Source organism: Halopseudomonas formosensis (genome assembly GCF_900115905.1).
GTDB lineage: Bacteria > Pseudomonadota > Gammaproteobacteria > Pseudomonadales > Pseudomonadaceae > Halopseudomonas > Halopseudomonas formosensis.
The window spans coordinates 1461-14705 of the sequence record NZ_FOYD01000011.1 but is presented as its reverse complement, the minus strand read 5'-3'; the positions used below and the strand labels follow the sequence as shown (position 1 = coordinate 14705).

16 protein-coding genes are annotated in these 13245 nt (G+C 64.0%); 11 read left to right on the top strand and 5 right to left on the bottom strand.

What is annotated here, in order from left to right:
* Window positions 1–9 precede the first annotated feature (9 nt).
* The gene (locus BM046_RS13370) at window positions 10–276 is read left to right on the top strand and encodes a DUF3613 domain-containing protein (protein WP_090540318.1); all 267 of its coding nucleotides are present in this window, start codon (window positions 10–12) and stop codon (window positions 274–276) included.
* Between the two features lie 5 nt (window positions 277–281).
* On the opposite strand, the gene BM046_RS13365 is transcribed toward BM046_RS13370, so the two are convergent.
* Window positions 282–767, bottom strand: coding sequence for a prepilin peptidase (locus BM046_RS13365; protein WP_090540317.1), 486 nt, complete (start codon window positions 765–767; stop codon window positions 282–284).
* Between the two features lie 268 nt (window positions 768–1035).
* Here BM046_RS13365 and BM046_RS13360 point away from each other — a divergent pair, with 268 nt between their 5' ends.
* From BM046_RS13360 to BM046_RS13340, 5 genes are all read left to right on the top strand, one after another.
* Entirely contained in the window at window positions 1036–3732 is a 2697-nt protein-coding gene (locus BM046_RS13360; RefSeq protein ID WP_177197872.1) for a PAS domain-containing sensor histidine kinase, read from the top strand.
* Between the two features lie 6 nt (window positions 3733–3738).
* Complete coding sequence (locus tag BM046_RS13355; RefSeq protein WP_090540313.1) at window positions 3739–4122, top strand: response regulator; 384 nt, start codon at window positions 3739–3741, stop codon at window positions 4120–4122.
* A 9-nt stretch (window positions 4123–4131) separates the two neighbouring features.
* On the top strand, window positions 4132–5022 hold the full coding sequence (locus BM046_RS13350; protein WP_090540311.1) for an alpha/beta fold hydrolase: 891 nt from the start codon (window positions 4132–4134) through the stop codon (window positions 5020–5022).
* A gap of 110 nt (window positions 5023–5132) precedes the next feature.
* Window positions 5133–5906, top strand: coding sequence for a class I SAM-dependent methyltransferase (locus tag BM046_RS13345; RefSeq protein ID WP_090540309.1), 774 nt, complete (start codon window positions 5133–5135; stop codon window positions 5904–5906).
* 25 nt (window positions 5907–5931) lie between these two features.
* Complete coding sequence (locus BM046_RS13340) at window positions 5932–6336, top strand: DUF421 domain-containing protein (RefSeq protein WP_090540308.1); 405 nt, start codon at window positions 5932–5934, stop codon at window positions 6334–6336.
* 6 nt (window positions 6337–6342) lie between these two features.
* Here BM046_RS13340 and mtgA read toward each other — a convergent pair whose 3' ends face one another.
* The gene (gene mtgA, locus BM046_RS13335) at window positions 6343–7104 is read right to left on the bottom strand and encodes a monofunctional biosynthetic peptidoglycan transglycosylase (RefSeq protein ID WP_090540307.1); all 762 of its coding nucleotides are present in this window, start codon (window positions 7102–7104) and stop codon (window positions 6343–6345) included.
* Between the two features lie 49 nt (window positions 7105–7153).
* Between mtgA and BM046_RS13330 the strand changes: the two genes are divergently transcribed.
* The 5 genes from BM046_RS13330 to BM046_RS13310 all read left to right on the top strand — a co-directional run bounded on the left by BM046_RS13330 (window position 7154) and on the right by BM046_RS13310 (window position 10569).
* Entirely contained in the window at window positions 7154–7528 is a 375-nt protein-coding gene (locus BM046_RS13330) for a DUF423 domain-containing protein (protein WP_090540305.1), read from the top strand.
* A gap of 71 nt (window positions 7529–7599) precedes the next feature.
* Window positions 7600–7800 carry a sulfur carrier protein ThiS gene (gene thiS / locus BM046_RS13325; RefSeq protein ID WP_090540304.1) on the top strand — a complete coding sequence of 67 codons (201 nt, stop codon included), beginning with the start codon at window positions 7600–7602 and terminating at the stop codon, window positions 7798–7800.
* Between the two features lie 41 nt (window positions 7801–7841).
* Window positions 7842–8642 carry a thiazole synthase gene (locus BM046_RS13320; protein ID WP_090540302.1) on the top strand — a complete coding sequence of 267 codons (801 nt, stop codon included), beginning with the start codon at window positions 7842–7844 and terminating at the stop codon, window positions 8640–8642.
* Window positions 8635–9360, top strand: a complete 726-nt coding sequence (gene trmB / locus BM046_RS13315) for a tRNA (guanosine(46)-N7)-methyltransferase TrmB (protein ID WP_090540300.1) — start codon at window positions 8635–8637, stop codon at window positions 9358–9360. The genes BM046_RS13320 and trmB overlap by 8 nt, the downstream gene beginning before the upstream one ends.
* Before the next feature lie 348 nt (window positions 9361–9708).
* Complete coding sequence (locus BM046_RS13310; RefSeq protein ID WP_090540298.1) at window positions 9709–10569, top strand: crotonase/enoyl-CoA hydratase family protein; 861 nt, start codon at window positions 9709–9711, stop codon at window positions 10567–10569.
* Here BM046_RS13310 and BM046_RS13305 read toward each other — a convergent pair whose 3' ends face one another.
* From BM046_RS13305 to BM046_RS16340, 3 genes are all read right to left on the bottom strand, one after another.
* Complete coding sequence (locus BM046_RS13305) at window positions 10570–11001, bottom strand: acyl-CoA thioesterase (protein WP_090540296.1); 432 nt, start codon at window positions 10999–11001, stop codon at window positions 10570–10572. It abuts the gene before it with no gap.
* A gap of 183 nt (window positions 11002–11184) precedes the next feature.
* Entirely contained in the window at window positions 11185–12345 is a 1161-nt protein-coding gene (locus BM046_RS13300; protein WP_090540294.1) for an iron-containing alcohol dehydrogenase, read from the bottom strand.
* 219 nt (window positions 12346–12564) lie between these two features.
* Window positions 12565–13245: electron transfer flavoprotein subunit alpha/FixB family protein (locus tag BM046_RS16340; protein WP_218150038.1), on the bottom strand; the 681-nt coding region annotated here is incomplete at its 5' end.

Here is a 13245-nt window from a genome sequence, read left to right as displayed (position 1 = left end):
CGACCGATTATGCATAGGCGGATATTGACCGGCCTGACGCTGATGCTGGCAGGCACCGTTAACGCCACCGAAGTGACCGGTGGACTGATTGGCAACCCGCAAACCCAGACCGAGCGCTGGTTGCAGTGGCAGACGGAGGGAAGCGCAGCGTCCACCCAGGTACAGAGTGCCACACCGGCTGAACGAGAGCGCAGCATGCAGCGGCTGCTGGACAGTTTCAATCATCCGATCCCGGAGTATTTCGGAGAGAAGGACGGCGGCAGTTTTGAACGTTGAGCTGCTCAGCCCAGTATCAGCAGTGCCGCGGCCACGCCTGGCAGGAGAAAGGGCGCATAGGGGAGGCTGGCAGAATGTCCAGGCGCCAGCTGGGGCACCTGCCGTCGCAGGGCTTCGGGCAGCCAGGACCATAGCCGGCGTCCGGCAACGGTCCACAGCAGCAGGGTGACAGCGGCCCCGGCGACGCTGATAAGCACATGCCCGGGATCGGTTGCCAGGCCAAGGGCCAGCAGCATCTTCACATCACCCGCACCCATCTGTCCTACCACATAGCCGGGCGCACTCACCAGCAGCGCGGCGGCAACAGCGAGAGTGACAGTGATGGGCGGAGCACTGGTCAGACTGGCGCCGGTGGTCAGCAGCCAGATTCCCGCAATGGCAGCCAGTCCCAGAGTGAGGTGGTTGGGGATGGTTCTGTGCCGTGCGTCCCTGATGGCACACAGGCCAGCCCAACACAGCAGTCCAACCGATACCAGACAGGTCTGCAGCATGATCGGCGCTCAATTGAAGGATGGCCTAGCATAACAATGGCACCGGATTGTGCGTAAGATTACACCCTATGACTATTCCGAAAGTCATAATGTCTCACGTGTGATACATCTCTATAATATTTTTGGCAGAGCTGCTGCTTGGCCAAAACTCGCCGCCTCCCACAGATAGCAGTAGTGCCGGGCGGTCCTGCATATGCTGGACTAGATCACGGAAATTGTGCGCCTGATGATAATGAAGACACTGTTTCGGCTATTCCAACGAGCCCGGATGCAGCGCCCTCCGGTCAGCCTCCCGGCGCAGCCTCAGGGTATGTATTTCCGCCTCGACGTTGATGGTCGGGTTGTGGAAGTCAGCCCGGCATTGCAAAGGCGATTGCCGGAAGGTGCCGATGTTCCGGGCGGACTTGCAGCCTATCTGATGCATCCGGTGGCAGGGCTTGAAGGACGCCCGGATACCTGGCCGGTGGAGTTGTCCTCAATGGTCCTGCGTGACCGTGAAGGGATGCCGATGTACTGCCAGGGGGTGCTGGTACCCCAGGCCGATGGCTGGTTCCTGATGCTGCTCGATAACAGCGGGCTGGTATGTCGGCTGCAGCAGGATGAGCGTCGGGAACTGGTGCAGAGCTACTCGGTGCAGCAGGCGTTACAGATGCGCCAGGTCGCACCGGAATACATGCGGGAAATAACGAGCGAGTGGCTGGAGGGGCTGTGTCTGCGTCTGCGTCTTCCCTGGCTTGGCTTGCTGGTGCCGGGCAAGGCGGGATGGTTGCTCTACGCGCAGGCCAATCTGGCGAATGCCGCCCCCTTCCGCTGGGAGTCCATCGACCTGGCCTCGCTGTCCGGGGCGTTGGATAGCTCTGACCCGGTACTCTGGCGCTGTCCGGTCAGCGGCGAGATCGCCTGGCTGGTGCCCTATCGGGAGCATGACGGGGTCAGGGTATGGCTGGTGGCCACCGGCGTGGAGGGTGCGCCGCCGATATCCTGGTTCAGCGACGCCGACTGGGTGGCGATGCTGATGCTGTTCGCCGCGCCGCTGAGTTCCGGCATGCGTTATCTGGATCTCAAGCAACGCCTCGAGCGCAACGTGGTGCTGGAAGGGCTGCTGGATAGCGGCTGGTGGGAGTTGCATGGGGACACCCGTCGACTGTACATGTCCGCGGACCTTGCCAAGAGCCTCGGGCTCGAGCTGGATGAAAGTGGAAGCATGCCCGTTGAAGAGGGCATGGCGATTTTCGATCCGCTGGATCGGGAAATGCTGGCCAGCCGTCTCGAGCAGACTTTCACCTCGGGGTCGACACTCAACGAGGCCATTCAGATGCGGCTGGGCTCAGGGCGCTGGCTGCGGCTCAAGGGCGAGCTGGTTCAGACCCCCACCCCCCGGATCGTCGGTTATGTGCTGGACGTCAGTGACCTCAAGCGCCAGCAGGAGGCAACGGCCGCGGCACGGGCTCGACTCGAGGGGCTGCTGGACAATGCACCAGCGGTCATCTTCGTGCAGAGCTATTCCGAGGGAGCCCTGAGGTTCGAATTCTGCAGCTCGAGCCTGTACCGACTGCTGGGGTGGACGGTGGAGGATCTGCAGGCCATGCCGTTCTCGACCTTTGTTCATCCCGATGACCGTGACCAATATTACGAGCGTACCCGTACCCTGCTGCGCACCGGCTACAGCCGAGGCCGCTACCGGGTCTGTGATCGGCGCGGCGTGTTCCACTGGATGATGGACGAGGCCAAGCTGCTGCGGGACAGCCGGGGGCTGCCGGTCGAAGTGGTGGGCCTGATGATGGACTTCAGCGAAGTGGTTGAAGCCACCGAACGGATCCGTGAAAGCGAGGAGCGCTACCGGGTGCTGGTTGAGGATGCGCCGGCGATCATCTGCCGCTATCGGCCTGACCTGACGCTGACCTTTGCCAATGAGACCATGATGCGCGCGCTGGGATTGAGCAGCGAGCAGCTGGGTAATTTCAATCTCTCGCAGTTCATGCACCAGGAAGATCACCAGGCTACCCGTATCCGGCTCGCCCGCCTGACCCCTGAAGATCCGGTATGCACCGTCGAATTCAAACCCAGGACCCGTGATGGTCGTTACGCCCTGTGGATCTGGTCGGAACGAGGCCTGTTCGACAGCGACGGACGGCTGGTGGAGATACAGGCGGTAGGCCGGGACGACACCCAGCTGCACGAAGCCAGGGAGCAGCTGTTTCAGAGTGCCAAGATGGCCACCCTCGGAGAAATGGCTACAGGCCTGGCGCACGAGATCAATCAGCCGCTCACGGTCATGCGCATGGCCCTGGCCAATATCACCAAACGCTTGCACAAGGGGGTACTGGAGCCCGATTATCTGGCCATGAAGCTGGAGCGGGTGGAGAGCCAGGTCACCCGCGCTTCGAGAATAGTGGACCATGTGCGCATCTTCGGGCGACGTTCGGAAGTCAGGGGCCTGCCCTTCGACCCGGGCCAATGCATCGATAATGTCGTGCTGCTGGTCGAGGACGGCATGGAAAAGGCCGGCGTCCAGCTTGAGGTGGTCCGGCGGGAGATGCCCCCGGTGGTGGGGCACCCGGACCGGCTCGAACAGGTACTGCTCAACCTTCTGCTCAATGCTCAATACGCTGTGAGCCACAGGGAGATCAGCCGAGCGGAGCCGCCGCGGGTGCAAATCACCTGTCACAGCACCGAGACCCACGTCTTCATTGTCGTGGAGGACAACGGTGACGGGATCGCCCCCGCTGTGCTGGCCCGGGTATTTGAACCCTTCATGACGACCAAGCCGGCCGGTGACGGGACAGGGCTGGGGCTTTCCCTGAGTTACGGCATCATCAACCAGATGCGTGGTGAGCTGACAGCAGAGAATACCGGGCAGGGGGCGCGCTTCCAGATTCGCCTTCCGGTGGGCGGCCCGGTGGTGTGTGAAAGTGCGGAGCAGGTTTTATCGGTTGATAGTTCGCAGTTGGTAACGAGAGACTGATTGAAAATGAAAAAGGTTCTTTTGATAGATGATGATGACGACATCCTCATCGAAGTGCAGGAAGTCATCTCCGGGCTGGGTTTTGCCTGCTATTGCGCCGCTTCGGTCGATGCCGCGATCGGCGAGGTGAAGATGCATCCAGACCTGGATCTCATCATCTCGGACCTGCGTCTGCCGGACCAGAGTGGACTGCGCCTGCTCCAGCTGCTGGCAGCTGAGAACACCAGTGCACGCTCAATTCCGGTGATCATCACCTCGGGCCATGCTGACCGCGATGACGTCGTCAACCTGTTCCGCAATGGTGCCGTGGACTTTCTGCCTAAACCCATTCATTACGAACATCTGGTCGCGCTGCTGGGAAAGATGTTCCCGACGCACCAGATGACCTGAGATCACGCCATGCCAGAGGTCCGATCAGGTCAACCGGAAAGCCGGTATTTTCACAGCCGCGGTCTGCGCCTGCACTATCTGGACTGGGGCAACATCGGCGCCCCTGTCCTGATCCTGCTGCACGGTGGGCTCGAGCATGCCCGGGTCTGGGATCAGCTGGCGCGGCAGCTGTGCAGCGACTGGCATGTAGTGGTGCCGGACCTGCGCGGCCACGGCGACAGCGAGTGGAGCAGCGGCGGAGCCTATTCCATCGTGGACATGGTTCCGGATTTGGCCGCCCTGCTGGCGGAGCTGGGTGCTCCGGTAATACATCTGGTAGGGCATTCCCTCGGGGGCAACGTGGCCATTCATTACACCGCGCTGTTTCCGCAGCAGGTCGCCCGACTGTGCGTGATCGAAGGCCTGGGTTTCTCCCCCGAGGCGCGGGCCAGGCGGGACCGCCGCAGCCGCCTGGAGCAGCTGCGTCAGTGGGTGGAAAAGGCGCGTGAGGTGGATCTGCGTCGGCCCCGTTGTTACGCCTCCATTGCCGAGGCCGTGGCGCGCCTGCGCGAGCATGACCCGCTGCTGAGCCCCGAGCTGGCCAGCCAGGTGTGCGAGCACGGCATGCGTATTAACGAGCGGGGCCTCTGGCAGTGGAAATACGATCCCAGGGTGCGAGCCTCGGGACCATCCGAAGTAGCCTCGCCCGAGCCCAGTGACCTGTGGCGGGCGATTACCTGCCCTGTGCTGCTGATGTACGGCGCGCGGAGCTGGGCCTCCGACCCTGAGCAGGATGGTCGCATGGCGCACTTCGCCGCAGTCCGGCGGGTACTGATCGAGGACGCCGGACACAACCTGCACCATCACCGTCCCGAGGAGTTTCTCACCCATCTGCAGGCCTTTCTGCACGGGTCGGACTGATGCGGATATAGCCTGCTCAGGCCCCGTCGGTCACCCGGCGGCCTGGAAAATCGCCTTCAGCGCGCAGATAGGGCATGCTGTCAGGCTGTTTCCAATAGCCGGAGTGTGGTTTGTTCAACGATTTGCCGATCTGCGATGAATACGACGAGCTGGGCATGCATCTGGATGTGCCCTACGTCCCGACCCATGAAAGTATCGTCAAGGCGATGCTCGACCTGGCCGCGGTCGACGATGATGACGTGCTCTTCGACCTGGGTTCGGGGGATGGCCGCATTCCCGTAGCGGCCGCGGTGGAGCATGGCGCCAGAGCGGTCGGGGTGGAGATCGATGCCGGCCGGGTCGCCCTGTCGCGGGCCTATGCCGAGCAGATGGGCGTTGAGCACCGGGTGGCCTTCATCGAACAGGACCTGTTCGCGGTGGATTTCACCCCCGCCACCGTTATCACCATGTACCTGCTGCATACCGTCAATCTGGAGCTGCGGCCACGCCTGCTCGGCGAGCTGCGCCCCGGCACCCGTATCGTCTCCCACGCCTTCGACATGGGCGACTGGCGTGCCGACCGCAAGGTGGCCTTCAAGGGTGACGCTCTGTACCTGTGGGTGGTGCCGGCGCGGGTGGCCGGGGCCTGGCACTGGCGTGATGCCGACGGACGTCATTATCGGGTCGAGCTGCAGCAGCGCTATCAGAAGCTCACCGGCGAGTTGTGGATAGACGGCCAGCCGGCCGAGCTGCAGGCGGCGCTGCTCTGGGGTGACCTGCTGGAGCTGGTGGTGCATGACGACCGGAGCTTCAGTCCCGAATCCATCGTCATGCATTGTCAGGCCGAGCAGTTGCTGGTGGTCAGCGACTACCAGCGTGGTGCCCGGGCGCGTCGCGCCGTCTGAGCCGCGCGGCTGAACTTTCCCGGCCCTGCTGATCGTGTTCCGCATCGCCGGGCGACGGGCGCTGTCGGATATCACCACCCTCGATTTCCTGCTGCTGCTGGTAATCGGTCAGGCCACCGGCCAGGCGCTGCTGGGTGATGATCATTCGGTCACCAACGCGGTACTGGTGATCATCTCGTTGATCCTGTTCGATCTGGGCTTTTCCCTGCTCAAGCGCCGCTCCAGCTGGGCCTCGCTGCACCTGGAGGGTGAACCCATGATAGTCGTGGAGCAGGGCCGTCTGCTGCGCCGGCGCATGGACCGGGCACGCATCAGTGAAAGCGACATCCTCGAGGCGGCACGGATCTCCCAGGGGCTGGAGCGCCTGGATCAGATCAAGTTCGCGATTCTCGAGCGCAACGGGCAGATCTCCATCATTGCCCAGGACTGACCCCGCTCAGCGCGCCAGCTGTTGCTTCCAGTAATCCAGCGTCAGCCAGGATGGCCGAGTCTGCGCTTCCATCTCACGCAGATAGTGTGCACCACCGAGCTGCCGGCTCTGCTGACGGATCCACTGGCTGCGACGCAGGGCATTGGGGGGCGGGCTTGCTGCACTCCAGCGGCGCGGGGAAGGCAGCACGGCGGCCAGCTGGGCGGCCTGCTGGTCGGAGAGCATGCCCGGCGGTACACCGAAGTGGTGCCGCGCCGCGGCATCGATGCCGAATACGCCGTCGTCCCACTCGACAATGTTCAGGTACACCTCGAGGATCCGCTGCTTGGGCCAGAGCGTCTCCATGGCCAGGGTGAACCAGGCCTCCAGCCCCTTGCGTGGCCAGCTGCGCCCGGACCAGAGGAACAGGTTCTTGGCCACCTGCTGGCTCAGGGTGCTGGCGCCGCGCAGACTGCCGCCGCGCTGGTTGTGCTGCATGGCGGCGCGGATGGCCTTCAGGTCGAAGCCATGGTGCTCGGCAAAGCGCTGATCCTCGGCGGCAATCACCGCCATCTTGATGTTGTCCGGTATCTGCCGGTAGGCAATCCAGTTGTGGCGCAGTTCGAAGCCCTCGTTACCCCGCGCCTCCATCCAGCGCTCGATCATCAGCATGGAGCCGGGCACCGGCACCCAGCGCAGCACGAGAATCGGCAGCAGGCTGAGCAGGATAAGGATCAGCAACCACTTGAATGTCTTGCGGGCGATTGTCTTCACGCGCCGGTCCACCATCAGGTCGGGTTAGAATCGGGGCTAGTATAAACATCCGGGGGATGAATTGATGGCAAGGATCTTTCTGCTGCTGGCCGCAATCAGCGGTTTTTCCGGGGTGGCGCTGGGTGCCTTTGCCGCCCATGCCCTGCGCGCGCGGTTGCCCGAGGGCATGCTGGCGGTATTCCAGACCGGGGTGCAGTACCAGCTGTGGCATACCGCAGCGCTGATCGGTGTCGGCCTGTTGCTGCTGCGCCAGCCCGGCAGTCGGCTGTTCAAGGTTTCCGGCGGCCTGTTCGCCCTGGGCATGCTGCTGTTTTCCGGCAGCCTGTATACCCTGACCCTGTTGGGCTGGCGCGTGGGCATGGTCACGCCCATGGGTGGGGTGTGCTTTCTGCTGGGTTGGATCTGCTTCGGCGTGGCAGCCTGGCGACTGAAAGGCTAGGGCGAAAATAGTCAGCCAGGCCCATTTCGGGCTATCATTACCGGCCGATTCACCCTTCATTGAGTTGTTCCATGCAGATCCAACTGAATGGCGAAGCCCATCCCCTCGATTCCTCCATCAGCGTGGCCGATCTGGTCGAGCGCCTGGGATTGACCGGCAAGCGACTGGCCATCGAGCTGAATCTGGAGATTGTGCCGCGTAGCCAGTATGCCGACACACGTCTGAATGACGGTGACCGAGTCGAAATCGTCCACGCCATAGGCGGCGGCTAGCGCATCAGACGCAGCCCCTCTCTGGCCCTGCGGAGAAGACCATGACAGAGATACAAGAAGACGCCCTCGAGATTGCAGGCGTGCGTTACCGTTCCCGTCTGTTGGTGGGAACCGGCAAGTACAAGGACATGGAAGAAACCCGGCAAGCCATCGAGGCTTCCGGTGCAGAGATAGTGACCGTAGCCATCCGCCGCACCAACATCGGTCAAAACCCCGGCGAGCCCAACCTGCTGGATGTGATCCCGCCGGACCGCTACACCATTCTGCCCAACACCGCCGGCTGCTTCACCGCCGAGGATGCCGTGCGCACCTGCCGCCTGGCCCGCGAGCTGCTGGACGGGCGCAACCTGGTCAAGCTGGAAGTGCTGGCTGACCAGAAGACCCTGTTCCCCAACGTGGTGGAAACCATCAAGGCCGCCGAAGTGCTGGTCAGGGAAGGGTTCGATGTCATGGTCTATACCAGTGACGACCCCATCATTGCCCGCCAGCTGGCCGACATCGGCTGCGTCGCGGTAATGCCGCTGGCCGGCCTGATCGGTTCCGGTCTGGGCATCTGCAACCCCTACAACCTGCGCATCATCCTGGAAGAGGCCACCGTGCCGGTTCTGGTCGACGCCGGGGTCGGTACCGCTTCCGATGCAACCATCGCCATGGAGCTGGGCTGCGCCGGGGTGCTGATGAACACCGCCATCGCCGCCGCCCAGAAGCCGGTACTGATGGCCGAAGCCATGAAGCATGCGGTGATTGCCGGCCGCGGAGCCTACCTGGCCGGACGCATGCCACGCCGCCTGTATGCCGCCGCCTCCTCGCCGCTGGAAGGTACCTTTGTCGGAAATGAGTGACGTGAACGAGAATCCGCAGCAGCCCGCCGAGGGCCAGCCGCGCCGCACCATCCGCAGCTTCGTGATGCGCGCCGGTCGCATGACCGAAGGCCAGCAGCGCGGCGTGGAAAAGGGCTGGCCGCTGTTCGGCCTGAGCCTGGAGCAGGGGCAGCTGGATCTGGATGCGGTCTTTGGCCGGCAGGCGCCGCGCACCCTGGAAATCGGTTTCGGCATGGGCCATTCCCTGCTGGAGATGGCCCAGGCGGCGCCGGAGCAGGATTTCATCGGTATCGAGGTGCACCGCCCGGGTGTCGGGGCCCTGCTCAACGGCCTGCTGAACAACGGCCTGAGCAATGTGCGGGTCTACGATTGCGACGCCATCGAGGTGCTCAACCGGGCCATTCCCGATGCCAGTCTGGACCGGGTACTGCTGTTCTTCCCCGACCCCTGGCACAAGAAGAAGCACCACAAGCGGCGCATCGTGCAGCCGGCCTTTGCCGAGCTGGTGCGGCGCAAGCTGAAGGTCGGCGGTGTGCTGCACATGGCCACCGACTGGGCGCATTACGCCGAGCACATGCTCGAGGTAATGAACGCCGCATCGGGTTACCGCAACCAGGCCGCCGATGGCACCTACATTCCCCGCCCGGACGAGCGGCCGATCACCAAGTTCGAGAAGCGTGGCGAGCGGCTGGGCCACGGGGTGTGGGATCTGAAGTTCGAGCGGGTGGAGCAGGGCTGAGTCGAGTCCTGTCGTCGAGCAGGTGCTCGACAACCCGGTGCGGGGTGTAGCGCACCTGCGCTACGCCTTCCCGGGGGGGGTGAGCATCACTCGTACCTGCGAGCGTGCCGGATGCGCTAATGCAGCTGTCGGACTCCGCTCATCGAGCTGGTGCTCGACGTTCCCAGGCTGGGCGAGCCTCCTGTGCTTCCCGGGAAGGACGAGCACCAGCTCGTCCACCATGCCATCCCCCGGCAGACTTATCTGCCCCGCCTATGACCTTCCATAGCAACCGCCAAGAGTAATGGTCGCCACCGGCGCCCCTGCCTACACTGACTCTCATCCGGAACAACCCGCTGTGGAGTCACCATGCAATTCGAAACCCTCGACTATCAGGTGCAGGACGGCATCCTGACCCTGACCCTCAACCGCCCGGAGCGCATGAATGCCTTCAACGGCCCCATGCGCCGTGAGCTGATTGCTGCCTTCGACGCTGCCGACGCCGACGATGCGGTGCGCGTCATCATCGTCACCGGTGCCGGCCGGGCCTTCTGCGCCGGTGCCGACCTGGAGAAGGGCGGGGATACCTTCAACCGCCACACCCGTACCGACCAGCCCGAGGGCGCTGACCTGCGTGATGGCGGGGGTACCGTGTCGCTGCGCATCTACGAGTGCACCAAGCCGGTGATCGGTGCCTTCAACGGCGCAGCGGTGGGCGTGGGGGTGACCATGACCCTGCCGATGGATATCCGCCTGGCCTCGACCAACGCCAAGTTCGGCTTCGTGTTCGCCCGCCGGGGGATCACCATGGAAGCCTGCTCCAGCTGGTTCCTGCCCCGTCTGGTGGGTCCGCAACAGGCGCTGGAATGGGCTTATACCGGTCGTGTGTTCGGCGCCGAGGAAGCGCTCAAGGGCGGTCTGATCCGCAGCATCCACGAGCCCGACGAGCTGATGCCCGCGGCCTATGCCCTGGCCCGCGAGATCGCTGACAACACCGCGCCCATGTCCGCCCTGCTCAACCGGCAGATGATCTGGCGCATGCTCGGTGCCGACCACCCGATGGAAGCGCACAAGATCGACTCCCGGGCGATTGCCTTCATGGGTGAATCCGAGGACGCGAAAGAGGGTGTGCGCTCCTTCCTGGAGAAACGCGCCCCCGAGTTCAAGCTGCGCCCGAGTCAGGATCGCCCGGACTTCTATCCCTGGTGGGACGAGCGCCCCTTCGAGTGATCAGCTGATCCGCAACCGCTCCAGCGCCGACCGGACACGCTCCGGGATGGGGCAGGAGCGGTTGCTGGCGCGCTCGACGAACACGTGCACGAAGCGCCCCGCCGCACAGGCTTCGGCCGTCCCCGCCTTGAATACCGCCAGCTCGTAATGCACCGAGCTGTTGCCCAGCTTCGCTACCCGCACCCCCACTTCAATGGCATCGGGGAAGGCGATGGGCGCGAAGTAGTCGCAGCCGGAGCTGACCACGAAGGCTACCTGCTCACCCTGATGGATATCCAGACCGCCCTCGGCAATCAGATAGCTGTTCACCGCACTGTCGAAGTAGGCGTAGTAGGTGACGTTGTTGATATGCCCGTAGATGTCGTTGTCATGCCAGCGGGTGGTGATGGGGTGCAGGTAGGGGTAGTCGGTGCGTTGGGGGTGGGTGGTCATGTTACGGTTCTCAGATCCAATGGAGGGCCGGGTTCCATCCCGGCCAGTGGGGGTTGATGTCACGTACGCAGGGCAAGCTTCCCTGGGAGCGTCGAGCACCAGCTCGATGCGCGGAGTAACCTGCGCCCGCCAAGGTACGAGCTGGTGCTCGAACCTCCCAGAAACCTCAGCGGATGCATTTACTCAATACGCTTGCCGATAAATCGCCAGCGCATCCGCCTCCGTCACCTCCCGCGGGTTGTTCACCAGCAGGCGCTGCTGCAGCATGGCGTCTCTGGCCAGCATTTCCAGGCTGTCCTCCGGTACCCCGGCATCGCGCAGGCGGCTGGGCAGGTTGCAGCGCGGGCTGAGCTGGGACAGGGCAGTGATCAGCTGGTCGGTCAGGCTGGCGGCGTCGCCGGGCTGGCAGTCGGGCACCAGCAGCGGCGCCAGTTCGGCATACAGGGATTCGGCCGCCGGAGCATTGAAGGCCACCACGCTGGGCAGTACCAGGGCGTTGGACAGGCCATGGGGAATATGGAAGTGCCCGCCCAGCGGGTAGGCCAGGGCATGCACCGCCGCCACCGGGGCATTGGCAAAGGCCTGACCGGCCAGCAGCGAACCCAGCAGCATGGCCTGGCGGGCCTGCAGATTGCTGCCGTTATGTACCGCCTCGTCCAGGTTGCCCGCCAGCAGCCGCAGTGCCTCCCGGGCCAGCATGTCCGACAGCGGGTTCTTCTTCAGTTTGCTGGTATAGGCCTCGATGGCATGCACCATGGCGTCAATGCCGGTCGCGGCGGTCACCGCCGGTGGCAGTCCCAGGGTCAGCTCGGCGTCCAGCACCGCCAGATCCGGCAACAGCAGGGGGGACACCACGCCGCTCTTGGTGGTCTCGCCGGTGGTGATGATGGCGATCTGGGTCACCTCCGAGCCGGTGCCGGCGGTGGTCGGCACCTGGATCAACGGCAGCCGCTGGCCGCGGGCCTGGTCCACGCCGTAGATCTCGGCCAGACTCTGGTGGGCGTGGGGATGGGCGAGCAGGGCGACCAGCTTGGCCACGTCCATCGAGCTGCCGCCGCCGAAGCCGATCACCAGCTGGGCGTTCATCTCCCGGGCCTGACGCACCGCGGCCAGCACCACTTCCTCGGGCGGATCGGCCAGCACCTGATCGAATACCTCGGCATACATGCCGTGGTCGACGAAGTCGGGCAGGGCGTCATTCAGCAGCCCCAGCCGGGTAATGCCGGGGTCGGTCACTATCAGCACCCGTTGCGCGTCCCGCTCGCGGCAGAGCTGGGCCAGGCGGCTGGCAGCGCCGGTTTCACAGAGGATCCGGGCGGTAGTGGCAAAGCTGAATGATGACATGGGCACCTCGTGACTGAAGGGGTGTCGGAGGTCTCACTGTACGGTGCAGGGGCGGCAGGCGGCAAGCGCAGGGGCGGGGTATGGGAGGTGGTGATGAAGGCAGGTCGGGTTGGGTGATCGGGCGGGCCTGTATAGGGCGAAGCCAGCAACCCCAAAAAGCAGAACCCCCGGCTTGAGAGAACCGGGGGTTCTGCTTGGCGCTTGCAGCGAACCGCAGGCTTACAGCTTGTCAGTCAGCTCCGGTACTGCCTCGAACAGGTCGGCAACCAGGCCGTAGTCGGCAACCTGGAAGATCGGCGCTTCTTCGTCCTTGTTGATCGCCACGATCACCTTGGAGTCCTTCATGCCGGCCAGGTGCTGGATGGCACCGGAGATGCCCACGGCGATGTACAGCTGCGGCGCAACGATCTTGCCGGTCTGACCGACCTGCATGTCGTTGGGCACGAAGCCGGCGTCCACCGCGGCGCGGGAGGCGCCAACGGCAGCACCCAGCTTGTCGGCCAGGCTGTACAGCAGCTGGAAGTTGTCGCCGTTCTGCATGCCGCGACCACCGGAGACCACCACCTTGGCACCGGCCAGTTCGGGGCGGTCGGACTTGGCCAGTTCTTCGCCAACAAAGGCGGAGATGCCGGCGTCCTGGGCCGAGGCAACGGCTTCGATGGCGGCGCTGCCACCTTCGGCAGCCACGGCGTCAAAGCCGGTGGCGCGTACGGTGATCACCTTAACCGCGGCGTCGGACTTGACGGTGGCGATGGCGTTACCGGCATAGATCGGACGCTTGAAGGTGTCCGGGCTCTCGACGCTGATGATCTCGGAGATCTGGTCAACGTCCAGCAGGGCAGCCACGCGCGGCAGGTAGTTCTTGCCGTTGGTGCTGGCCGGGGCCAGGATGTGGCTGTA